This is a genomic window from Flavobacterium sp. HSC-32F16 (assembly GCF_024171645.1).
Lineage (GTDB): Bacteria > Bacteroidota > Bacteroidia > Flavobacteriales > Flavobacteriaceae > Flavobacterium.
In genome coordinates, this window is sequence record NZ_JALKAC010000001.1 from 1,456,233 (window position 1) to 1,478,715 (window position 22,483).

Annotated in this window: 22 protein-coding genes; 17 read left to right on the top strand and 5 right to left on the bottom strand. The window is 33.3% G+C overall.

Annotated features, from left to right (window positions below; genetic code table 11):
• Positions 1–55 precede the first annotated feature (55 nt).
• Complete coding sequence (locus L1276_RS06455) at positions 56–3,496, bottom strand: methylmalonyl-CoA mutase family protein (RefSeq protein WP_253786266.1); 3,441 nt, start codon at positions 3,494–3,496, stop codon at positions 56–58.
• Positions 3,497–3,790: 294 nt separating this feature from the next.
• Between L1276_RS06455 and L1276_RS06460 the strand changes: the two genes are divergently transcribed.
• The 6 genes from L1276_RS06460 (at position 3,791) to purU (ending at position 8,796) form a co-directional block, all read left to right on the top strand.
• A complete protein-coding gene (locus L1276_RS06460) occupies positions 3,791–5,347 on the top strand; it encodes a murein L,D-transpeptidase (protein WP_253786267.1) in 1,557 nt (518 codons plus the stop codon).
• A gap of 163 nt (positions 5,348–5,510) precedes the next feature.
• Positions 5,511–5,864, top strand: a complete 354-nt coding sequence (locus L1276_RS06465; protein ID WP_253786268.1) for a hypothetical protein — start codon at positions 5,511–5,513, stop codon at positions 5,862–5,864.
• A gap of 90 nt (positions 5,865–5,954) precedes the next feature.
• Complete coding sequence (locus L1276_RS06470; RefSeq protein ID WP_253786269.1) at positions 5,955–6,374, top strand: cytochrome c oxidase assembly factor Coa1 family protein; 420 nt, start codon at positions 5,955–5,957, stop codon at positions 6,372–6,374.
• A gap of 30 nt (positions 6,375–6,404) precedes the next feature.
• On the top strand, positions 6,405–6,968 hold the full coding sequence (locus L1276_RS06475) for a hypothetical protein (RefSeq protein WP_253786270.1): 564 nt from the start codon (positions 6,405–6,407) through the stop codon (positions 6,966–6,968).
• Between the two features lie 145 nt (positions 6,969–7,113).
• Positions 7,114–7,833, top strand: a complete 720-nt coding sequence (locus L1276_RS06480) for a DUF4197 domain-containing protein (RefSeq protein ID WP_253786271.1) — start codon at positions 7,114–7,116, stop codon at positions 7,831–7,833.
• A 108-nt stretch (positions 7,834–7,941) separates the two neighbouring features.
• Positions 7,942–8,796 (top strand): formyltetrahydrofolate deformylase, encoded by an 855-nt coding sequence (gene purU / locus L1276_RS06485; protein WP_253786272.1) that lies wholly within the window; start codon positions 7,942–7,944, stop codon positions 8,794–8,796.
• A 213-nt stretch (positions 8,797–9,009) separates the two neighbouring features.
• On the opposite strand, the gene L1276_RS06490 is transcribed toward purU, so the two are convergent.
• The 4 genes from L1276_RS06490 to L1276_RS06505 all read right to left on the bottom strand — a co-directional run bounded on the left by L1276_RS06490 (position 9,010) and on the right by L1276_RS06505 (position 15,418).
• A complete protein-coding gene (locus L1276_RS06490) occupies positions 9,010–10,503 on the bottom strand; it encodes a catalase (protein WP_253786273.1) in 1,494 nt (497 codons plus the stop codon).
• An 873-nt stretch (positions 10,504–11,376) separates the two neighbouring features.
• A complete protein-coding gene (locus L1276_RS06495; protein ID WP_253786274.1) occupies positions 11,377–12,177 on the bottom strand; it encodes an ABC transporter substrate-binding protein in 801 nt (266 codons plus the stop codon).
• 123 nt (positions 12,178–12,300) lie between these two features.
• On the bottom strand, positions 12,301–13,122 hold the full coding sequence (pyrF, locus tag L1276_RS06500) for an orotidine-5'-phosphate decarboxylase (protein ID WP_253786275.1): 822 nt from the start codon (positions 13,120–13,122) through the stop codon (positions 12,301–12,303).
• A gap of 112 nt (positions 13,123–13,234) precedes the next feature.
• A complete protein-coding gene (locus tag L1276_RS06505) occupies positions 13,235–15,418 on the bottom strand; it encodes a DUF5723 family protein (RefSeq protein WP_253786276.1) in 2,184 nt (727 codons plus the stop codon).
• 163 nt (positions 15,419–15,581) lie between these two features.
• Between L1276_RS06505 and L1276_RS06510 the strand changes: the two genes are divergently transcribed.
• The 11 genes from L1276_RS06510 to L1276_RS06560 all read left to right on the top strand — a co-directional run bounded on the left by L1276_RS06510 (position 15,582) and on the right by L1276_RS06560 (position 22,087).
• The gene (locus L1276_RS06510) at positions 15,582–16,055 is read left to right on the top strand and encodes a Dps family protein (protein WP_253786277.1); all 474 of its coding nucleotides are present in this window, start codon (positions 15,582–15,584) and stop codon (positions 16,053–16,055) included.
• 111 nt (positions 16,056–16,166) lie between these two features.
• Positions 16,167–16,352, top strand: coding sequence for a CsbD family protein (locus L1276_RS06515; protein ID WP_071636919.1), 186 nt, complete (start codon positions 16,167–16,169; stop codon positions 16,350–16,352).
• 163 nt (positions 16,353–16,515) lie between these two features.
• Positions 16,516–17,067 carry an AraC family transcriptional regulator gene (locus L1276_RS06520; protein WP_253786278.1) on the top strand — a complete coding sequence of 184 codons (552 nt, stop codon included), beginning with the start codon at positions 16,516–16,518 and terminating at the stop codon, positions 17,065–17,067.
• Positions 17,068–17,088: 21 nt separating this feature from the next.
• Positions 17,089–17,538 carry a response regulator gene (locus L1276_RS06525; RefSeq protein WP_253786279.1) on the top strand — a complete coding sequence of 150 codons (450 nt, stop codon included), beginning with the start codon at positions 17,089–17,091 and terminating at the stop codon, positions 17,536–17,538.
• 16 nt (positions 17,539–17,554) lie between these two features.
• Complete coding sequence (locus L1276_RS06530; protein WP_253786280.1) at positions 17,555–19,339, top strand: CHASE3 domain-containing protein; 1,785 nt, start codon at positions 17,555–17,557, stop codon at positions 19,337–19,339.
• A 142-nt stretch (positions 19,340–19,481) separates the two neighbouring features.
• Complete coding sequence (locus L1276_RS06535; protein ID WP_253786281.1) at positions 19,482–20,051, top strand: DUF4142 domain-containing protein; 570 nt, start codon at positions 19,482–19,484, stop codon at positions 20,049–20,051.
• Positions 20,052–20,101: 50 nt separating this feature from the next.
• Positions 20,102–20,749: a porin family protein gene (locus L1276_RS06540; protein WP_253786282.1), complete on the top strand. Its 648-nt coding sequence runs from the start codon at positions 20,102–20,104 to the stop codon at positions 20,747–20,749.
• A 31-nt stretch (positions 20,750–20,780) separates the two neighbouring features.
• Complete coding sequence (locus L1276_RS06545; RefSeq protein ID WP_253786283.1) at positions 20,781–20,933, top strand: lmo0937 family membrane protein; 153 nt, start codon at positions 20,781–20,783, stop codon at positions 20,931–20,933.
• Between the two features lie 51 nt (positions 20,934–20,984).
• Positions 20,985–21,269: a YtxH domain-containing protein gene (locus L1276_RS06550; protein ID WP_253786284.1), complete on the top strand. Its 285-nt coding sequence runs from the start codon at positions 20,985–20,987 to the stop codon at positions 21,267–21,269.
• A 38-nt stretch (positions 21,270–21,307) separates the two neighbouring features.
• A complete protein-coding gene (locus tag L1276_RS06555; RefSeq protein WP_253786285.1) occupies positions 21,308–21,661 on the top strand; it encodes a hypothetical protein in 354 nt (117 codons plus the stop codon).
• A 39-nt stretch (positions 21,662–21,700) separates the two neighbouring features.
• The gene (locus tag L1276_RS06560) at positions 21,701–22,087 is read left to right on the top strand and encodes a hypothetical protein (protein ID WP_253786286.1); all 387 of its coding nucleotides are present in this window, start codon (positions 21,701–21,703) and stop codon (positions 22,085–22,087) included.
• Positions 22,088–22,483 lie beyond the last annotated feature (396 nt).

Here is a 22,483-nt window from a genome sequence, read left to right on the forward strand (position 1 = left end):
TAAAAAAACCTCCCATTCACATGAGAGGTTTTCCATATCATTAAAAATAAAAAAATTACATATTCCTTCTATACTGCCCACCAACCTCAAACAATGCCGAAGTAATCTGACCTAAAGAACAAACCTTTGTAGCTTCCATTAAATGATCGAATAAGTTTTCGTTTTTAATAGCTGCTTGCTGCAGATTATTTAAATGCTCATTAACTTTTGCTTCGTGAAATTGATGCAAGTTATCCAACATTGTTATTTGATATTGTTTTTCTTCTTCGGTGGCACGAATGACTTCTGCCGGAATTACTGTTGGCGAACCTTTTGAACTCAGGAAAGTATTTACACCCACAATTGGAAAATCTCCGTTGTGTTTTAAAGTCTCGTAATACAAACTTTCTTCCTGAATTTTAGATCTTTGGTACATCGTTTCCATTGCGCCAAGAACTCCGCCTCTTTCTGTAATTCTGTCGAATTCTTGTAAAACTGCAGCTTCAACTAAATCGGTTAATTCTTCGATAATGAACGAACCCTGAATTGGGTTTTCATTTTTCGCTAAACCTAATTCTTTATTAATAATCAACTGAATCGCCATCGCACGACGTACTGATTCTTCTGTAGGCGTTGTAATCGCTTCATCATAAGCGTTGGTGTGCAATGAATTACAGTTATCATAAATAGCGTATAAAGCCTGTAAAGTCGTTCTGATATCATTAAAATCAATTTCCTGTGCGTGTAACGAACGCCCCGAAGTCTGAATATGATATTTCAGCATTTGTGCTCTTTCGTTGGCACCATATTTGTTTTTCATGGCTTTTGCCCAAATCTTACGCGCCACACGACCAATAACTGAATATTCAGGATCTACTCCGTTGGAGAAGAAGAACGATAAATTCGGACCAAAATCGTTGATGTTCATTCCGCGGCTCAAATAATATTCCACGTAAGTGAAACCATTTGAAAGCGTAAAGGCCAATTGCGTAATTGGGTTCGCTCCCGCTTCAGCAATATGATATCCGGAAATCGAAACCGAATAGAAATTACGAACGTTTTTAGTAATAAAATATTCCTGAACGTCACCCATTAATCGCAAAGCAAATTCGGTAGAGAAAATACACGTATTCTGCGCCTGATCTTCTTTTAAAATATCGGCCTGAACCGTTCCACGAACTTGCGATAACGTTTTGACTTTTATTTCATTATAAACATCTAAAGGTAAAACCTGATCTCCGGTAACGCCCAAAAGCATTAATCCTAAACCGTTGTTTCCTTCTGGTAAATCGCCTTGGTAAACTGGTCTTGCAATCCCTTTTTCTTTATATATTTTGTTGATTTTAGCCTCAACTTCTTTTTCTAAATCGTTCTCCTTAATATAATACTCACACTGCTGATCGATTGCCGCATTCATAAAGAAACCTAAAAGCATTGGCGCGGGCCCGTTTATCGTCATACTTACCGATGTTAAAGCATGAACCAAATCAAAACCTGAATACAGTTTTTTAGCATCATCTAAACAACAAATTGAAACTCCTGCATTTCCAATTTTTCCGTAAATATCAGGACGTAAATCTGGATCGTTTCCGTATAAAGTAACACTGTCAAAAGCAGTCGAAAGTCGTTTTGCCGGCAATCCCGCACTTACATAATGAAAACGTTTATTGGTTCTTTCTGGTCCGCCTTCGCCCGCAAACATTCTTGACGGATCTTCGCCTTCACGTTTAAAAGGATACAATCCTGATGCAAACGGAAATTCTCCGGGAACATTTTCCTGTAAATTCCAACGCAGGATATCGCCCCAGGCTTCATATTTAGGCAAAGCAATTTTCGGAATTTGTAAATGCGATAAACTTTCAGAATGTGTTGCAATCTTGATTTCTTTATCACGAACTTTAAACGAGTAAACCGGATTTTTATATTTCGCAACCTTTTCATCCCAACTCAGGATAATTTCCCAATTGTAAGGATCTAAATCCATTTTTACTTTATCAAACTGATTCAGTAAAAGATTTAAAAAGATTCTGTTTTCATCATGTGCTTCCGTTGCGCTTGGTAAAACAGTCGAATCGTCAATTCCTGCTTTATTGATTTGCGGCACTTTTCCAGAAACCGATTCGATGGTTTTAAAAATTCCGTATAATTTCTGCACTACTTTTTGCTGCGAAAGTGCGATTTCATCATAAGATCTGTTATTCTCTGCTATTTCAGATAAATAGCGTGTTCTGTGTGGCGGAATCACAAAGATTTTCTCACTCATTTCTTTAGTGATTTCAAAAGTCGATTTCAAATCAGAATCGGTTTTTTCTGCCACTTTATCCATGATTGCTTTGTAAAGCGTGTTCATTCCGGGATCGTTAAACTGAGAAGCGATAGTTCCAAAAACCGGCATTTCGTCCGGATTTTTATCCCATAAATTATGATTGCGCTGATATTGTTTTTTTACATCGCGTAAAGCATCAAGTGCTCCTCTTTTATCAAATTTGTTTAAAGCCACTAAATCGGCAAAATCAAGCATATCGATTTTTTCCAATTGCGTTGCCGCTCCAAACTCTGGTGTCATTACATATAAGGATACATCAGAATGATCCATAATCTCGGTATCAGACTGACCAATTCCAGAAGTTTCCAAAATAATCAAATCGTATTTGGCAGCTTTTAAAACCTGAATCGCCTCGGCCACATATTTAGATAAAGCCAAATTGGACTGACGTGTCGCCAGCGAACGCATATATACACGAGGATTGTTAATGGCATTCATACGGATTCTGTCTCCTAAAAGTGCTCCTCCTGTTTTTCTTTTGGAAGGATCGACAGAAATTAATCCGATTGTTTTTTCGGGAAAATCAATTAAAAAGCGACGAACCAATTCGTCTACCAAAGAAGATTTTCCGGCACCGCCCGTTCCGGTAATTCCTAAAACCGGAATTTTAGAACTTTTATTAGTATCGTGAATTTGATCAAAAACGGGTTTTGCAATTTCAGGAAAATTCTCGGCTGCCGAAATCAAACGCGCAATTGCCGTAGGAACTTTATTTTCGATATGATCGATTTCTCCGTTCAGTTTATCTCCAATAGGATAATCAGAACGTTCAACCAAATCATTAATCATTCCCTGAAGTCCAAGCGAACGTCCGTCGTCTGGAGAATAAATTCTGGTTATTCCATATTCATGTAATTCTGAAATTTCGCTTGGCAGAATTACACCGCCTCCGCCTCCAAAAATTTTAATATGTCCTGCTCCTTTTTCGCGAAGCAAATCATACATATATTTAAAGTATTCGTTGTGTCCGCCTTGGTAGGAAGTCATGGCAATTGCATTGGCATCTTCCTGAATTGCGGTATTTACAACTTCTTCTACACTTCGGTCATGACCCAAATGTATTACCTCAACACCTGTAGACTGGATAATACGACGCATGATATTAATTGCTGCATCATGCCCGTCAAAAAGCGAAGCAGCTGTGACAATTCTTACTTTATTTTTAGGATTATATGGTATTTGCTGTTCCATTTTATGAATATGATAATTTTAAGCGACCAATTTACAAAATATTTTAATATTTGTTTATACTTCTCTATTTATGTTTTCGAAAATATATCGATTTCGCCGACTTAAAGGGTAACAATTTAGCTAACTAACTGATATAGTTAAAGAAAGCTTAAAGACATGGCAATTTCGCAACATTTAAACAAAATCAAAAAACATGTTTTATGCCTTCCTAAATTAATTTAGCAGTGTAGAAAAGGCCCCAGATTTTTACCAAGAACTTTAAGTCTAAGTAGTAACGTAAAAATTTAAATGAAAATGAAAACTTTATATTCACTAAGCATTATTTTAGCTCTTAGTTTTAGTATCGTATCTTTTAATAAATATGAAAGCATCAATACTAAAGAGCATAAATCTAACACCCCAATCTTTTACAATTCAGATAATGATGCTGTAAAAGACAACGTTTCAAATGAGTTCTTCAAGAAATATACTGATTTAAAAAAGTATAAATCTGATGTAATGTCATTATACAAAAACCGATCTCTGGGAACCATTTGGTACGATGAAAACGAGATCAACGAATTTGCCGCTGTTTTGTATGAAAAAGCAAAAAAAACAAATGATTTGGTTATTCCTTATCAAAAAGAAATTGAGCAGCTTTTTGACTCTTCATCAGAAACCAATCTTTCAAGAACGGATGCTGATATGCTTTTAAGCTCTTTATATGTGGTATATGCTAAAAAAAGCAATTCAGATTCTAAGAAAAAATTGTCTTATGATGCCATGCTGAAAGATTTTTTAAACTACAGCACAATCGAAGAAGCAACTGCAAAAGTTGAAGACGATGGAAATCTTTATGATCAATATTACAAACTGCAAGGTGTTTTAAAACAATACAAAAAGCTTGAAAAATCAAGTAAATGGAAACCTATTGCTGCCGAAACTCCTTATAAAGATTTACGACCTGATGCCGTTTCACCTACTATTGCACAGGTAAGAACCCGTTTGTATTTATTGGGAGATTTAAAACAAGATTCTAAAAGCGATTTTTATGATCGTGAATTAATGGACGGTGTTATGAAATACAAAGTTCGTAATGGTTTTAAACCCAATTATATTTTGGCCGAAGAACACATTAAAGAAATGAATATTCCGGTTTCGGATAAAGTAAAAACTTTGATGCTGAACATGGAAAGAATTCGTTCTATTTCACCAGATTTAGTAAACAATGACGAATATATTCTGGTAAATGTGCCTTCTTATGAATTGATTTACGTTAAAAACGGAAAAATCGAATTAACATCAAGTGTGTTTGTTGGTTCTCCTTTAACTAAAACTACCATTTTTAACGGACAGATTGATCGAATCGTTTTCAGCCCGTATTGGACAGTTCCTCAAAGTATTGTTCAAAATGAATTAAGATCTAAAATTGCGGCAGATCCAAATTATCTTGCTGAAAAAAATATGGAAATGGTAAACGGACAAGTAAGACAAAAACCTGGTCCGGACAACTCTTTAGGATTGGTAAAATTTATGTTTCCAAATCCAGATGATATTTATATGCACGATACGCCTTCTAAAACTTTATTCGATTTTGAAAAAAGAACTTTCAGCCACGGGTGTATTAATGTAAAACTAGCAAAAGAATTAGCTGTTGCCATGCTGAAAGATTATCCGGAATGGACTCAGGCAAAAATTGATAAAGCAATGGCCGGAAAAGTAGAAAATAGTTTTAAGCTTTCTAAAAAAGTACCTATTTACATAACTTATTTTACCTCTTTGGTAAATGAAAATGGAGAAATTGGTTTCTTTCAGGATGTTTATGAAAGAGATATTGAGGCAGCACCGGAAAAATCTCTTACTGCCAATTAATTTATTCAGAATAAAGAATTAATCGGGAACTCATTTAGTTGGGTTTCCGATTTTTTTCTTCCTAAAAAATTACCTTAATCTGTTATTTTTAAAACTTTTGAAAGCAAGAAAGCAGATTACATTTTTGGAACTTTGCAAAATATTTATTTAAAATTTATCAGCCATGGAAACCAATAATACAGAAGGTCTAACAATGTTTGAAATAAACGTCTTAGTACAACAAGGCGGACGATTTGTAGTTTTTCCGAATACTATTTCGAAACTTTTCAAAAAATTTAAACGTTCGAATATTTATTTTGTCCGTCCGGAAGAAAATACATTTAAATATGCCTTAAAACACTTCTTTTTAAATTTAACGGTTAGCTGGAAAGCATTTCCCTGGGGACCCGTTTATGTGGTAAAGTCCTTGTATTATCTGATTAAAGGCGGAAAAGATTATACACAGACTATTTTGGATGAATTAAATCAAAATAAACCTGATTACAATCCTGATGTAAATTTTTTGAAGTACAGTTAATATAATATCCGGAATAACTAATCCGGAATTAAGAAGAATAATTGTATATTTCCGACTTATAAATCCTTTGTAAATAAGTCATTTTTAATTATGCAAAACGATCATTATCAACCGCAGCCAAATTGGTGGGATAGAAACTGGAAATGGTTTGTTCCAACCGGATGTTTGAGTCTTCTTGTTATTGCCGGTCTTTTTATTGCTGGACTATACTTTGGGATCACTTCAATCATGAAAGATTCTGATGCTTATAAAGAATCAATGGCCGCAGTTCAAAACAATAAATTAGTTATTGAAAAACTAGGCAGTCCAATTGAAACTGACGGCATGATTTCTGGCAATATAAACACGACTAATAATACCGGAGAATGCGATTTACAAATTCCATTGAAAGGTTCAAAAGGAAAAGGAACCTTGTTTGTTGTGGCTGAAAAAAGGGGAAAATGGAAATACAGTGAATTGACTGTTTACATTGAAAAAACCGAAGAAGAAATAGATTTATTACAGAAATAAAAATCTATTTAACCAAACAATAATCTTAAAATGAAATCTTTTCTCTTTTTTTTCGCAGGACTCTTCTTGTGTGTTCCTGCATTTGCACAATCTTCCGGAAATTATCACGTTTATGCCAATCGCATCAAACAGTTCTCAAAACCTGCGAGAATACTACACAATACTATTAATGCAGAGGGAAACGGCTTTATTGAGTTTACAAATACTAAAAACCAAATACTCCGTTTTCGATTACAGAATAATAAACTTCAAAAAGGATCTTGCAGCATTGCTTTTGAAATATATTATTATGAAAAAAATTATCTCAAAAAAATTGAATCGCTTGACAGTAACGGAAATTTAATTGGATGTAATCTAAAACTAAATGGAGAAGCTGTTACCGAATATATAATCGAAAAACCTGCTTTATATCTTAAAAAGAAGAAATTAATTGATGATGCCGAAGGAAATATTGATATGAAAGATGATTCCAGTGAAAAAATCATAAGAGTTCAATATTTTGATATTAACAATAGGCCGATACTTCAATTACAACCCTATTACATTTCGAGCAAAACCTATTGGGATTCTAACATTCGAATGGCCTGGCCATAGATAGTTAAAACATAGAGATGCTTAGATTTTAAGTTACTATGTTTGGTCATGTTAAGTTTACAACAAAATGTTACTTCGCTTCAAATAAAATTGTGGCTTTGTTTTTGAATAAGTAGTATTTTTGAAACTTAAATAAACCCCAATAATGAAAAAGATTTTTCTATTAGCCGTTACATTTTCTCTAACGTCTTGCGCACAGGTACAACAAACTTTAAATCAATTGCCTCAAATAGCATCGCAGATCCCAAGTACAGGAACTGTTGATATTGCTTCTGGATTAAAAGAAGCTCTAAATAAAGGAATTACTGAACAAGTAAGCAAACTTACTGCTGTTGATGGTTTTTATAAAAATGAAGCCGTAAAAATATTAATGCCAGAAGAATTACAAAAAGTAGATGCGACTTTACGAAAAGTAGGTTTAAGTTCTCTAGCCGATGAAGGAATTAAAATGCTAAACCGTGCCGCTGAAGATGCCGTAAAAGAAGCAACTCCAATATTTGTTTCAGCAGTTAAAAATATGTCTTTTACAGATGCTAAAAACATCTTATTAGGAAATGACAGTGCTGCAACAAGTTATTTACAGGGAAGCACCACAACTGCTTTGTACGGAAAATTTAATCCTGTGATTAAAAGTTCTTTTGAAAAAGTAGGTGCCGATGTCGTTTGGACTAAAATCATAAACAAATACAACACTATTCCATTAGTTAAAAAAGTAAACCCAGATTTAACTGACTATACAACAAATCAGGCTTTATCTGGTGTTTTTAAAATGATTGCTGTTGAAGAAAAAGAAATCCGTAATAATATCAGTGCAAGAACAACGCCTTTATTAAAAAGCGTTTTTGCAATGCAGGACGGAAAATAATTTTTTGTTGTTTAAATGTTTCATCGTTTAGTTGTGTAATCGGAATTTACGGTTAGCAATTAAACGATGAAACAAATCAACAATTAACCGATTAACCAATTAACCAAAATGCAAAAAATAACCATTCTTATTCACTGTAAAGACCAAAAAGGTATTATTGCCGCAGTGACTACTTTTATTGCAAGAGTAGAAGGAAATATTACTTATATAGACCAGCACGTTGATGTAGAGCAAAATGTATTTTTTATGCGATTGGAATGTGAATTTACCAATCCGAAAATTACAATTGAAAGCCTGAAAGAGGAATTCGATAAAACACTCGCCGCTGATTTTAATATGTCGTGGGATTTGTACAATCAGGAACAAAAACCAAAAATGGCATTATTTGTTTCTAAATACGATCACTGTTTGTTTGATATACTAGGAAGATACAGCGCAGGCGAATTAAATGTAGAAATTCCGGTTATCATCAGCAATCATAATGATTTAAGATCGATTGCAGAACGTTTTGATATTCCGTTTCACTGTGTTCCTTTTACAAAAGACAATAAAGAAGAAGGCGAAGCCAAACAAATTGAACTATTAAAGCGATACGAAATTAACTTTATTGTTCTGGCGCGCTATATGCAGATTATTACACCCCATTTAATTTCGCTTTACGAAAATAGAATCATCAATATCCACCATTCGTTTTTACCGGCTTTTCCAGGCGCAAAACCGTATCATTCGGCTTTTAAACGAGGTGTAAAGATTATTGGCGCAACAAGTCATTACGTTACCGAAGAATTAGACGAAGGTCCGATTATCGAACAGGATATTGCAAGAGTTTCACATATTCACTCAGTTGAAGATTTCATTATGAAAGGCCGTGACTTAGAACGTATCGTTTTAGCAAGAGCTATAAAACTGCATGCTGAACGCAAAACAATGGTTTATAGTAATAAAACAGTAGTTTTTTCTTAAGGTTCTAAGGTAATGAGCTTCTAAGTTTTTACCTTCCGATTTAACGAATTAAACAGATATTCGCTGGTTTTTAATTTTGAATCTTAAAAAAGGAATGTCATTCTGAGCAAAGTAGAAATCTGGTTTACAAAAAGCAAACCCGACAGATTTTAAAAACCTGTCGGGTTTATTGTTATACTAAATTAGAAACTTAATACTTAGTATCTCAGAACCTTATCTAACCACAATCGATAATCTAGGATCATCAAAAGTATTTACTTCATCCATTGTTAAACCAAGAGCGTTTGCAACTCCTTCTCCGTATGCCGGATCAGCTTTGAAACAGTTTCTGATGTGACGAATCTGGATGAATTTTTGAGCACCTCCAACTTGTGCCGCTGTATTTTTAAATAATAATTGCTTTTTCTCTGGAGTTAATAAATTGAATAATAAACCAGGCTGTGTAAAATAATCATTATCATCATCTCTAAAATTATGTGCCCATGCATCGCCGTGAAGTTTTAATGGCGGTTCTTTAAATTCTGGCTGTTCTTGTAATTCACCAAAACTATTTGGTTCGTAATGTTTTTTAGATCCGTTATTTCCGTCTACGCGCATTGCGCCATCTCTGTGGAAAGTATTATACGGACATCTGGATGAATTTACCGGAATCTGAAAATTGTTAACTCCTAAACGATATCTGTGTGCGTCTCCATAAGAGAATAAACGTGCCTGAAGCATTTTATCTGGTGAGAAACTAATTCCCGGAACCACGTGCGCCGGATTAAAAGCTGCTTGCTCTACTTCGGCAAAATAGTTCTCAGGATTTTTATTTAATTCAAATTCTCCAACCGGAATCAATGGAAAATCGCTTTTTAACCAAACTTTAGTCAAATCAAAAGGATGGAAACGGTAATTTTCAGCTTGTTCTTCGGTCATAATTTGAACGAATAATTTCCATTTTGGGAAATTTCCATCTTCAATAGCATCAAATAAATCTCTTTGATGGCTTTCTCTGTCCCCTCCTACTAAATTTGCAGCTTCTTCATCAGAAAGGTTTTCAATTCCTTGCTGCGTTACAAAATGAAACTTCACATAATGTCTTTCATTTTGATGATTGATAAAGCTAAAAGTATGACTTCCAAATCCGTGCATATGTCTGTATGAAGTAGGAATTCCTCTGTCGCTCATTACAATCGTAACCTGATGTAAAGCTTCAGGTAATAATGTCCAAAAATCCCAATTGTTATCAGCACTTCTTAAGTTGGTTTTTGGATCACGTTTTACCGCATGATTCAAATCAGGAAATTTCATTGGATCTCTAAAAAAGAATACCGGAGTATTATTTCCAACTAAATCCCAGTTTCCTTCATTGGTATAAAATTTTAGAGCAAATCCTCGAATATCCCTTTCGGCATCAGCAGCACCTCTTTCTCCGGCAACGGTAGAAAAACGAGCAAACATTTCAGTTTTTTTTCCAATTTCCGAAAACAAATCGGCTCTTGTATATTTAGTGATATCGTGAGTTACTGTAAAAGTTCCGTAAGCTCCAGATCCTTTAGCATGCATTCTTCGTTCTGGAATTACCTCACGATCAAAATGTGCCATTTTTTCCAAAAACCAAAAATCTTGTAATAAAACGGGACCTCGAGGGCCAGCTGTTTGAATATTTTGGTTGTCTGGAACCGGTGTTCCTGTAGCTGTTGTTAATTTTTTGTTTGTTTCCATTTTGCTGATTTTTAATGTTTTATCAAATATACAAACTTATCTTTAGGATATTAATAAACAAAATTGATTGTTTTTATGTTTTAATAGGCAAAAATTATTTAACGCTGCAGAAAGCTCAGAAATGAGCTTTGACAAATCTTAACTTATGGTCAACAAAGTAATAACAAAACCTTAACAGCATAAGGTTGATATATGTCGGACATTTGTAACGTAATAAACTGGTTATTTATTATTTTGGTTTTGGTTAGTTAAATGATGCCGGCGTCTTCGAGATGCCGGCATTCTTTTTTTATATTATTTTATTTCAGTTTTCAGTTTTTCTTTGTTTCAGGCTGTTTTACGCTGAACATAATTTTAACCGCAAAGCACGCAAAGTTTTTTTTATTTATGAGTTTTTACATAAAAGCAAAGTTCGCAAAGCTTTAGGTAAAAACTTTGCGAACTTTGCCTAAATCTCAGCGTTCTTTGGGGTGAAAAAATGTAATCCAATTAACTTGAAACAAAGAAACCTCAATTGCATATTTTGAACATTAACTTATATCCAACAAAGTAATAACAAGATCTTAACACCATAAGTTTGATATATGTCGGACATTTGTAATGTAATAAACTGGTTATTTATTATTTTGGTTTTGGTTAGTTAAATAATGCCGGCGTCTTCGAGATGCCGGCATTCTTTTTTATATAAGTTTTTGTTTCAGGTTTTTACTTTGAAATTAATTTAACCAAAAGAGCGCAAAGTTTTTTTCTGCAAGGTTTGTATAAACGCAAAGTTCGCAAAGCTTTAGATAAAAAACTTTGCGAACTTTGCGTAAATCTTTGCGCTCTTTGCAGTTAAGCTTTCAACAAACTTGAAAACTGAAACAAAGAAAACTAATTCTTCAACCTTTCGTGTAATACCTTAAAATAAGAAAAAGCCTTTAATAATCGGCTGCCGTGCCAGGAGAACATTTCGCCATCGACAAAGATGGTTTTGGCGTGATGGGTAAACCTTCCAATTTCAAAAGCATCTTCTTCTTTAAAAGGATATGGTTCTGAGGAAAGAAAAACAATATCCGGATCCCCTTCTAAACGCATTTTTTTAAGTTCGATTTCAGGATAACGTCCTTTATCTTCGTAGATATTTTGAAAATGATTCAGCTTTAATAACTCATTTATATAAGTATCATTTCCTGCAGCCATATAAGGATCTTTCCAAATAAAATAAGCTGCTTTTTTAATTTCAATATCCTGAATATATTTTTTAAAATCGCTCAAGGCAAAAGTCAATTTATCATTCCACTTTTGAGATTCCGTTCTGCATTTGAAGATTTGACCGAAATCTGAAATCATCTGGAAATTATCTTCTATAGAAACAATATTCGTAACCCAAACCGGACAGATTTCTTTTAGCTGGTTTACAATTTCTTCTGTGTTTTCTTCTTTGTTGCAAATGATAATATCCGGTTGCAATAGTTTTATTTTTTCAAAGTGAATTTTCTTCGTCCCGCCCACAATCTTTTTAGTAGATTTTAAATGATATGGATGCACACAAAATTTAGTAATTCCAATGATCTTTTCTTCTAAACCTAAATCATAAAGCAATTCGGTTTGAGAAGGCACAAGAGAAATGATTCTCTTTGGAGAATTTTCAAAAAAATGTAAAGTTCCTAATTGGTCTTGAAATTGTTTCATTATTTAGATTGTCTATTTAACCGCAAAGTTCGCAAAGATTTACGCTATGAACGCAAAATTTTTCTTTGCGAACCTTGCGAAAAACCTTAGCGAACTTTGCGGTTAATCTATTTATAAAATTATTTAAAACTTAGCATTAATAATCTCAGCCATTTCCTGCTGTACTTTTAAAGCTTCTTCCCTGGCCTTTTCGGCAAAGTCTGTTCCTTTTGAAGCGTAGATAATCGCTCTCGCAGAATTTACTAAAAGACCAATTTTATCATTCATTCCGTATTTACATACTTCTGATAAACTTCCGCCTTGAGCGCCAATTCCCGGAACTAATAAAAAGCTGTCTGGAACAATTTTTCTTATATCGGCAAAATACTCTGCTTTTGTAGCACCAACCACATACATTAAGTTCTGGCTGTTTTTCCATGTTTTAGAGGTTTCTAAAACTTGTTTGTATAATTCTGTTCCGTTTGTATTTAAAGTCTGAAAATCAAAAGCACCTTCGTTAGACGTTAAAGCCAACATAATGGTGTGTTTGTTTTCGAACGCCAGAAAAGGTTCAACAGAATCTTTTCCCATATAAGGAGCAACGGTTACACTGTCAAAATTTAAATCTTCAAAAAAAGCTTTAGCATACATACTTGAAGTATTTCCTATATCGCCTCGTTTAGCATCGGCAATTGTAAAAATATCAGGATACTTTTCGTTTATGTAATTGATCGTTTTTTGCAGAGACATCCATCCTTTAATTCCGTAAGCTTCAAAAAAAGCGGTATTGGGTTTATATCCCACGGTTAAATCGTGAGTAGCATCGATTATCGCTTTATTAAATTCAAAAATTGGATCTTCGGTTTCTAATAAGTGAGCTGGAATTTTATCTAAATCAGGATCTAAGCCAACGCATAAAAATGATTTTTTTTGAAGAATTTGTTCGTGTAGTTGTTGTGTTGTCATATTGTTATTTTAGGACTTCTGTTTAAAAGAAATAATTCTTTTTAAAAAGTATGCAAAAATAAAAAAAGCCACTCAATTAAGAATGGCTTTTTGGTTATATATTATGTACAGATTATAAATTGCCTAAATAAACAATTTCAGTTCTTCTGTTTTCTGCTCTTCCAGAAGCTGTTTTGTTAGATTTAACTGGTTTTGAAGCTCCGTAACCTTTAGAAGTTAAGTTAGCCGGATTTACTCCTTTTTCAATTAAAAGATCCATCACCGCTTTTGCTCTCTGCTCAGATAATTTTTGGTTTGCTTTTGCATTACCTACATTATCTGTATGTCCGTTAATAGTAAACTTAGCATTTGGATAGTTTTTCAGGATTTCTTTAATAGCATCTAATCTTCCAGAAGTTTCTCCCAATTTAGCATCGCTTAAAGTTGCTTTTCCTGTTGTAAAGAAAATTGATTTTGCTTCCATTTTTAATTGTGCTAATGTTTCTTTGGTAACTTTAGGACAACCTTTGTTATCTGCTGGTCCATATACTAACGGGCATTCATCATCTTTATCTAATACCCCATCTTTATCAGCATCTAAACTTGGACAACCTTTATTTTCTGCTAATCCAGCTTCATTCGGGCACGCATCATCTTTGTCCAAAATTCCATCTCCGTCTGTATCCGGCCAAGGACATCCTTTATTTTCTAAAGGACCTGCAACTGCTGGGCATGCATCTACATTGTCTAATAAAGTGTCTCCGTCAGAATCTTTCCAAGGGCATCCTTTGTTTTCTTTTGGTCCCTCAACATCCGGACAAGCATCGTCTTTGTCAAAAACACCATCTTTATCTGTATCCGGCCAAGGGCATCCATTATTTTCTACAGGACCGGCAACTTTTCTACAAGCATCTTGTTTGTCAATTACACCGTCACCATCTGTATCTTTAAATTGTTTTTCGTAAACCGGAATTTTCATTCCTAAGTGAAAATCGGCTCCTTTTGAATCTTTAGAAACTAAATTACTTAAGACAGAACCAGAACCAATGAAGAAAACACCTGCGCGTAAACCTGCTCCAGCCTGCATACCACTGTATTCCATGTAGGTCATTGGTACATAAAAACTAAACCATCTGCTTTCGTAACGAGGCGTCAATGTAACTCTGTCTGCAATTCCGTATGAGTTTAATTTATTCTCAGAAACCATACTGATATCTCCGTTAAGATTCAAGTAAAATTTGTTGTGCATATTCCAGTCAACATCAGCATGAATAGCTGTTGGTAAATTTGTTTTTACCCCTTTTGTACTTGAAACCTTAGTATAATGTTCGTTTAAGAATTCATATAAATCATCAGCATCATCAATCATTTGCTGTGTAATAGCTCCATTTACATTATAAGTATCAATTTTTGAATTCTTATAATTGATAGAACCAATATCGGTTACAGATAATCCAAAACGCAATTTGTATTTGTTTAGATCTCTAAAGTTGTTGTCTGCAGGTTTTGCATTTCTAATATCATATTTTTCGTAATCTGGTCTCCATTCGTAAACCAATCCAAAATCAAAACCAAATCCGCGTGAAGCTGCATCAAAATCATAATCTTCATTATTTTCCCAATCCTGGCTTCCTCCTACAGAAATTTCGCCGCTTGAAATTAACGATCCTTGTTTTGGATTTACTGTATTTTCAAGGTAAGCCACACTTACATTTTTCCCCTGAACATAAGCATTTGCTCCGCCCTGAAGATATTTAGCCGTTAAACCTCCTTTTAAAAAGTGCTGATTCTTTTGGTATAAAACCGCAGCATAAGAAATACCAACTTCTCCCCATGCATTTGCTGCTACATTTGGGTTCCCAAGGTTGTAATTAAAGTTATCTGATTTATCTAAACCGTCTCTAACCTGATCTACAAGGAATCCGTTAAGTTTGTTTACATTAGCAATTGATCTTGCTCTTGTAAATACGGCCAAAGTGTGTTTTGGCGCAATGTTAAACATAAACGAAGGTCCCATGATATCAAAATTAATCAATGCATTATTAGCATTTTTTGGGCTCATTTTTGACTGGGTGTCAAAATCATATCCGTCTTTGTAAACATCAAAAAGTTTAACTCCATATAAATCGTTCTGAACAGAACCACTAATAGAGAATAAATTAATATCCGTTTTAAAACGAGAATCGGCTATCGAAGCCGGATTAAAAAGTACACTCTGAACTCCTGCATAATTGTCCTGAAAATATCCCATATAGGATTGTGCATCGGCTTGTAAAGAGGTAATAAAAAGAAATAAAATAAGTAATAGTTTCTTCATTAAAATTTGGGTTTTGAGTTTAAGTTGGCGGCAAAACTACAATAATCAAATCATTAAAATGTTACGTAAACATTGAATTGATGTAACATCTTTGATTAATTATGTAAGAAACTCCAAGTGCTTCCTTTTTAATTTTGGACTAAACCCATAAAATCAATCAATTATGACTCCAAATATCGGAATATCTGCCGCTAACTTAAAAAAGAGTTCTACCATATTAGCCACAATTTTATCTAATGAAATGACACTTTATGTAAAAACCAGAAAGTTTCACTGGAATATTTCGGGAAATAGTTTTATGGAATTGCACAAATTGTTTGAAGAACAGTACCGAATTCTGGAAGCTCAAATTGATGAAGTTGCTGAAAGAATTAGTCAGCTTGGTGAAAAAACCATTGGCACAATGAAAGAATTTATAGAAAATTCGACTCTTAAAGAATCTCCAAAAGAATATGCGTCTCAAAAACATATGCTTGAAGAACTTCTGGAAAATCATGAGCAACTGGTTACTGAATTTAGGGATTATATTCCGGTTTTTGAAAATGAAACGAAAGATGCCGGTTCTGCCGATTTTGTTACAGGTTTATTGCAGGAACACGAGAAAATGGCATGGGTTTTACGCCGTTATAAAGTATAGAATAAGCGAAAATGTGAATTATGCAGCGGAAGCCGAAATTGATGTAAAATTTATTCAAAATACAAGTTGCACCTTTACATTACTATTAATAACAAACAAAAAAACACGATCATGAATACTACAGAGATAAAAGGAAACTGGAATGAGTTAAAAGGAAAATTGAAGCAAAAATATGCTGAATTAACAGATGACGATTTGATGTTTGCTGAAGGAAAAGAAGACGAAATGTACGGAAAACTTCAGCAGAAACTGGGAAAAACAAAAGAAGAATTTCATCAAATCCTGTCAGATTTGTAATCCTTACAACTCAATCAGGGAAAATACCGTCTAGTAAACAAATATTAGGCGGTATTTTTTTGAAAGTTTTACTGATTTATATACTGTTTAACTTATTTTTAAAAAACATTAAACGCGGTAACCACAAAATAATTAATTATCTTTAACCAAAATTTTTTATAAAATGAAACTATTTATAAAGTTTGACATTAACACCATTTGCTCACTTTATCTAAAACAAAATCTGGAACAAAATAATATAAATTTTACCAGTTTAGGTTTTGGAGAAATTGAAATTGATGATAATCTGGATGCTGATGCACTAGAAACTTTAAAAAATAATCTAACCCCGTGCGGATTTGAAATAGTTGAAAATCAGAAAAGTGTTTTAGTTCAGAAAATAAAAGACGCCATAATTGAATTGGTATTTATGGAAGACAGCAATAACTACAAAAGTTCTGTATTTCTTGCCGAAAAACTGAATCATAGTTATGGATATTTGTCGAATGTGTTTTCAGAAGTAACCTATTCTTCTATCGAAAATTTTATTATTTTACAAAAAATTGAGCGAGCAAAACAATTAATTATTATCAACGAAATGAGTTTAACTGAAATCGCATTCTTACTAAATTATTCTAGTGTTGCGCATTTAAGTACACAATTCAAAAATACGACCGGAATTACACCGTCGGCATTTCAAAGAATAATTAAGAAACGAAGAGAAAACCTAAAATAAAAACCTAAATAACATACTAAAATGCAAAAAAACGCATTAAATATATTACTGGCAGATGATGATGAGGATGATCGTCTTTTTTTTAAGGACGCATTTGAAGAAATCAAAATACAAACTAACGTAGAATTTGTGCATGATGGAATGCAGTTGATGGATTATTTATTAGATTCTGACAACAAACTGCCGGATATTTTGTTTCTGGATTTGAATATGCCAAAGAAAACCGGGAAAGAGTGTTTGATTGAAATTAAAAAAACAGAGCATCTGAAAAATATAATAATTGCTATCTACTCTACTTCATCATCTGAAGAAGATATTGAAGATACCTTTATTCAGGGTGCTAATATCTACATCAAAAAGCCTAGTGATTTTAATACGCTTAAAAAAATAATTAATGAAGTCGTGACCGTAAACTGGCACTATCATACCTCTGGGTTAAACCGTGATAATTTCCTGCTGCGACTAAAATAAAAATAATAGTATACCAATGAAATGGATACCAAATTTTAATTCTTCAAACTCTTTGAGAGTTATTTTTGTAATCGCAGTTTTCATTCTGTTATTTCTTTCTTCTATTGCTTATAAACATAATCAGGACTTAAACGAGTCTAGCAAACTGGTTATGCATACGTACGAAATAAACATTCAGCTCGAACGTTTAATGTCGGCAATAAAAGACGCCGAAACCGGCCAGAGAGGTTATATTATTACCCGAAATGCACGATTTTTAACTCCTTATATTTATTCTCGAGATAAAGTAAATACATCGTTCATTACCTTAAAAAAATTAACTGCTGATAATCCAAAACAGCAGGAAAATCTTCGAAAGTTATTTAAACTGATAATTCAGCGTTTTGTTTCTTTCGAAAATTGCCTAAAATACAGCGATCCCAAAACATATGATAAACGAAAACTCGATAATCATATGTTTGGAGGACGAATTCTGATGGAAAACATTCGTTTTAAAGTAGACGAAATGAATGACATCGAAAAAACATATCTTAAAAACAGACTTAAAATTTACGATGACGAAATTTCATTAAGTCCGCTTTTCTCTATTTCTTTATTTTTAGCAGCCTTATTCTTTATTCTTTTGGCGTACAGACAAATCAGTAAAGATTTTCAGCGCTTGAAAATTTTCAATAAAAAACTTTTAATTTCAAACGGATTAATTGCTGAATCTGAAGTTATTGGTAAATTCAGCACCTGGCAATGGGATTTGGATGCTAATAAAATTGATTATTCAGACAATCAATATCGTTTGCTGGGTCATGAACCCGGATCATTTGTTCCTGCAAAAGAAACCTTTTTAGATTTTGTGCATCCAGATGATAAAGAAACCGTTTCCAATTCTATTGAAGGGATCATCAAAAACAGACAACTTCCGTTTGTGTATTATAAAATACTTCTTCCTAATCACGAAATACGATATTTTAAATCTACAGGAAAATTATTAACCGATCAACAGGGAAGTAAAATTTTACTGGGAATCAATTTTGATATTACCGATGAACATTTACTGAATATAGAATTACAGGAACGTAATAAGGAACTTGAAAAAAGCAATAAAGAACTGGCTTCTTTTAATCACGTTGCAAGTCACGATTTACAGGAGCCGCTTAGAAAAATACAGACTTTTATCTCGAGAGTTTCAGATGCCGATAAAGCGGTTATGTCACAAAGTGCAAGAGATTATATTTCTAAAATTGAAGTTTCGGCAAAAAGAATGCGCGTTTTAATTGATGATTTACTTTTGTTTTCGAGAACAAATACAACGAAGAAGGAATTCATTAAAATGAATTTAAATGAATTACTGGATAATGCCGAATCTGAACTAACAGAAATTATTGAAGAAAAAAGTGCCGTAATCATGGCAGCGAAACTTCCTAAACTTTCGGTTATTCCGTATCAAATCGAACAGCTTTTCATCAACTTAATCGGTAATTCTCTAAAATACAGCAAACCTAATGTTATACCGGCAATTACGATTGACAGTATAAAAGTAAATTCTGAAGATTATCCGGAAATTTTAGATCAGAATATTAAGAAGTTCCATAAAATTACTTTTACAGATAACGGAATGGGATTTGATCCTCAATTTAAGGAAACAATCTTTATTTTATTTCAGCGTCTGCATTCTAAAACTGATTATCCGGGAACCGGAATCGGGTTAGCAATTTGTAAGAAAATCGTAGACAACCATAAAGGTTATATTATGGCAAACAGCGAGCTGAATAAAGGTTCTGTTTTTACCATCTTTCTTCCGGACTAAACTTCGTTAACACCCTAAAACACTACACATTAAACGTTATATAAATTCTTTATGGGAATTATATAACGTTTCTTTTTTATGCTGTAAAGCAAAACGTTCCATTCGTTAGCATCTTTGTAATGTAATACTTTATGAAGTAATAATGACAGCAAGACCCGTACTTAAAGTAACATTGTTTAAAGTACTTTTTATACTAATTATAATCTGCATTTCATCATGCAAAAAAAATAATTCAATAGAAAACGTATTAAAAAAAAATGAAGCTTTTACAAAAAATGAAGAAGAAGAAACAATAGCTTTCTTTTTTATTGAAACGGCAAATCTTGGAAAAACGATTATTTCAAAAAGTCAAATTGCACAACAAAAAAGTTCAGAAAATTCAATAGTGATTTTAGGTAAAAAAATCGAAAACCATCAAAATCGGCTGTTGCAGGAAATAACAGAATTAGCAAATAAAAAACTGCTTATCATATCTGAAATAAATGCATCGCACCGACAAGATACTTACGAATTGATTATCGCAAATTCATCCAGTTTTGACAGAGTTTATTTGAATTCTATGAAAAAATGCCTCGAAGAGCAGATTAAGTTATTAGAAAACGTTTCGAAAGAGACCAACGATAAAGTAATTTTAAAATTAGTATTGAAGTATTTGCCTGAACAGTTTGATTTACTTAGGGAAACCGAAGTTTTGATCAAAGAACACAATTAAAAAAAAGAGAAATTATTAAAAGCCCAGATTACTAACTAAATTATTTTATTATGAAAATGCAAACTAATTTTTTATGCGCCTTAACCCTTTTTATTTCAGCTTCATTTGGAATGCTGCACGCTCAGGACAATAATGTAAATACCGAGTTTGGTGTAAAAGGAGGATTCAATATGTCTAACCTGTACGGAAGCGGTGATGATGTAGATGACAATAATATACTATACGGATTTAATGCCGGTGTATATGCAACATTACCAATTTCAGATTTCGTAGCTATTCAACCAGAGGTTTTGTTTACTACAAAAGGTGCTGAATTTGAATACAACAATGCTTTTGCAAGCGGATCGACTAAATTCAAATTAAATTATATCGAAGTTCCTCTTTTAGTAAGAGTTAACATTACTAAAAACTTTAACATTCATGCCGGTGGATATGCATCTTACCTGGTAAGTTCTAAAGTAAGCGGAGACGGCGATATTAGCTTTGATCAGGAAATCGACAGAGATGATTTAAGCAAATTTGATGCTGGTATTGCTGCAGGTATTGGAGTAGACTTTAGTCCAATAAGCATTGGATTACGTTACAACTACGGTCTTACAACTGTTGGAAAAGAAAGAACGGTTGCCGGAACTACTTATACTGTTCCAGATGCAAAAAACAGCAATTTATCCTTATACCTTTCGTATAAGCTAAATTAAACTGAATTACTAACCCACAAAATAAAAAACCATGTCAAACTTATTATACACCATCGCAGTAATATTAATCATTCTGTGGGCTCTTGGATTCTTTGTATACAGTTTTGGAAGTATTATCCATATTCTATTAGTAATTGCGATTATCGCAGTATTACTAAGACTGATCAAAGGACGAGACATTTAAAAAACGAATCAACATTAAATAAATATATTAATCTATTAAAAATCAAATATTATGAAAGCAAGTAACACAATTTTAGGAATCGTAGGAGCCGCAGTGGCGGGAGCATTATTAGGAGTTTTATTCGCACCGGATAAAGGTTCAAACACCAGAAAAAAAATCAAAGACAAATCGAAAGATTACGGAGATAATATTAAAACAAAATTTGATGGTATTGTAAGCACAATCTCTTCAAACGGTAAAGAAATCATCGAAGAAGGAAAATCAAAATTCAATCAGGTAAAAGAGGATTTCAATGCAGTTAAAGATGAAGCTAAAGCTGTAAAATCGAACTACTAAATACAAAGTGATTTTTTCAAACCATAAATACCAATATCATGGAACCAAATGCAACAACAAACGAGAATTTAAATCTTTATGAAAAAGCTGAAAACTATACAAAAACAAGTTTAGAATTATTAAAACTTAAAACTGTATGTTCAGTTGCCGATGGTGTTTCATCATTAGCATCAAAGATCGCAGTCGGTATTGTTGTTGCATTTTTTACCTTATTCCTTAATATAGGTTTAAGTTTATGGATAGGAAAAGAACTGGGAGAATATTATTTCGGCTTTTTTATCATGGCACTTTTCTATTTAATCGTAGCCATTATAGTGCACAAAACGCATCATAAGCTGATAAAAACTCCAATTGGAAATTCGATTATATCGAGCATTCTAAAAGAAAAGTAAAAACTGATTTAAACCAATTAATAACTAAACCAGACTATTATGGAGCCTATTTACACTATTGATCAATTAAATCAGAGAATAAAACTATTAGAAGACCGCCAGGATACAGAATGGTGCGCGATTAAAGACCATATTGAGGACCTTAAAGAGAATTTAAAGCCTATTAACCTAATTCGAAATACGGTTGAAGAAATCAACGAAACAGTTGGTTTTAAAAGCCATCTGGCACAATCTGCCATAAGTATTGCGATTGGTTATTTTGCCAAAAGATTTATTGTTGGTAAAGGCGATTCGATGTTTAAAGGAATTTTAGGTTCAATCGTACAGCTTATCGTAACCAATCTGGTTTCAAAACCAAGCGAATCTTCGCATGATACTTCTGACGAAGAAGAAGAATCATCACAATATGAACCATCTAGAGAGTAATTGTTAAACTTAAATTTTGCATCATGGAAAAATTAAGCCACATAGTATTAAAAAACGGTGTATACATGTACTCTAATCTATATAAATGTTTTGAATACACACGAGTATTTTTTGGTATCTAACTCGTTTATACGTTTCTGCTATAACAAACGGTTAAACAGTTAATACTTCTATTATATTTTAGGTCCTGAGGTTCTAAGACACTAAGGCTCTGGAGTTTTAGTTTCTAAGTTAGAAAACTCTTAATCGAAAAAGAGATTGTTTCGCACTAGTGAAACAATCTCTTTTTTTTTAGGTTCTGAGGTTCTGAGGTTCTGAGGTTCTGAGGTTCTGAGGTTCTGAGGTTCTGAGGTTCTGAGGTTCTGAGGTTCTGAGGTTCTGAGGTTCTGAGGTTCT

Excerpts from the sequence above, each read along its gene's own strand:
- L1276_RS06455 (WP_253786266.1), bottom strand. The coding sequence starts at position 3,496 with ATGGAACAGCAAATACCATATAATCCTAAAAATAAAGTAAGAATTGTC.
- L1276_RS06460 (WP_253786267.1), top strand. The coding sequence starts at position 3,791 with ATGAAAACTTTATATTCACTAAGCATTATTTTAGCTCTTAGTTTTAGT.
- L1276_RS06465 (WP_253786268.1), top strand. The coding sequence starts at position 5,511 with ATGGAAACCAATAATACAGAAGGTCTAACAATGTTTGAAATAAACGTC.
- L1276_RS06470 (WP_253786269.1), top strand. The coding sequence starts at position 5,955 with ATGCAAAACGATCATTATCAACCGCAGCCAAATTGGTGGGATAGAAAC.
- L1276_RS06475 (WP_253786270.1), top strand. The coding sequence starts at position 6,405 with ATGAAATCTTTTCTCTTTTTTTTCGCAGGACTCTTCTTGTGTGTTCCT.
- L1276_RS06480 (WP_253786271.1), top strand. The coding sequence starts at position 7,114 with ATGAAAAAGATTTTTCTATTAGCCGTTACATTTTCTCTAACGTCTTGC.
- purU (WP_253786272.1), top strand. The coding sequence starts at position 7,942 with ATGCAAAAAATAACCATTCTTATTCACTGTAAAGACCAAAAAGGTATT.
- L1276_RS06490 (WP_253786273.1), bottom strand. The coding sequence starts at position 10,503 with ATGGAAACAAACAAAAAATTAACAACAGCTACAGGAACACCGGTTCCA.
- L1276_RS06495 (WP_253786274.1), bottom strand. The coding sequence starts at position 12,177 with ATGAAACAATTTCAAGACCAATTAGGAACTTTACATTTTTTTGAAAAT.
- pyrF (WP_253786275.1), bottom strand. The coding sequence starts at position 13,122 with ATGACAACACAACAACTACACGAACAAATTCTTCAAAAAAAATCATTT.
- L1276_RS06505 (WP_253786276.1), bottom strand. The coding sequence starts at position 15,418 with ATGAAGAAACTATTACTTATTTTATTTCTTTTTATTACCTCTTTACAA.
- L1276_RS06510 (WP_253786277.1), top strand. The coding sequence starts at position 15,582 with ATGACTCCAAATATCGGAATATCTGCCGCTAACTTAAAAAAGAGTTCT.
- L1276_RS06515 (WP_071636919.1), top strand. The coding sequence starts at position 16,167 with ATGAATACTACAGAGATAAAAGGAAACTGGAATGAGTTAAAAGGAAAA.
- L1276_RS06520 (WP_253786278.1), top strand. The coding sequence starts at position 16,516 with ATGAAACTATTTATAAAGTTTGACATTAACACCATTTGCTCACTTTAT.
- L1276_RS06525 (WP_253786279.1), top strand. The coding sequence starts at position 17,089 with ATGCAAAAAAACGCATTAAATATATTACTGGCAGATGATGATGAGGAT.
- L1276_RS06530 (WP_253786280.1), top strand. The coding sequence starts at position 17,555 with ATGAAATGGATACCAAATTTTAATTCTTCAAACTCTTTGAGAGTTATT.
- L1276_RS06535 (WP_253786281.1), top strand. The coding sequence starts at position 19,482 with ATGACAGCAAGACCCGTACTTAAAGTAACATTGTTTAAAGTACTTTTT.
- L1276_RS06540 (WP_253786282.1), top strand. The coding sequence starts at position 20,102 with ATGAAAATGCAAACTAATTTTTTATGCGCCTTAACCCTTTTTATTTCA.
- L1276_RS06545 (WP_253786283.1), top strand. The coding sequence starts at position 20,781 with ATGTCAAACTTATTATACACCATCGCAGTAATATTAATCATTCTGTGG.
- L1276_RS06550 (WP_253786284.1), top strand. The coding sequence starts at position 20,985 with ATGAAAGCAAGTAACACAATTTTAGGAATCGTAGGAGCCGCAGTGGCG.
- L1276_RS06555 (WP_253786285.1), top strand. The coding sequence starts at position 21,308 with ATGGAACCAAATGCAACAACAAACGAGAATTTAAATCTTTATGAAAAA.
- L1276_RS06560 (WP_253786286.1), top strand. The coding sequence starts at position 21,701 with ATGGAGCCTATTTACACTATTGATCAATTAAATCAGAGAATAAAACTA.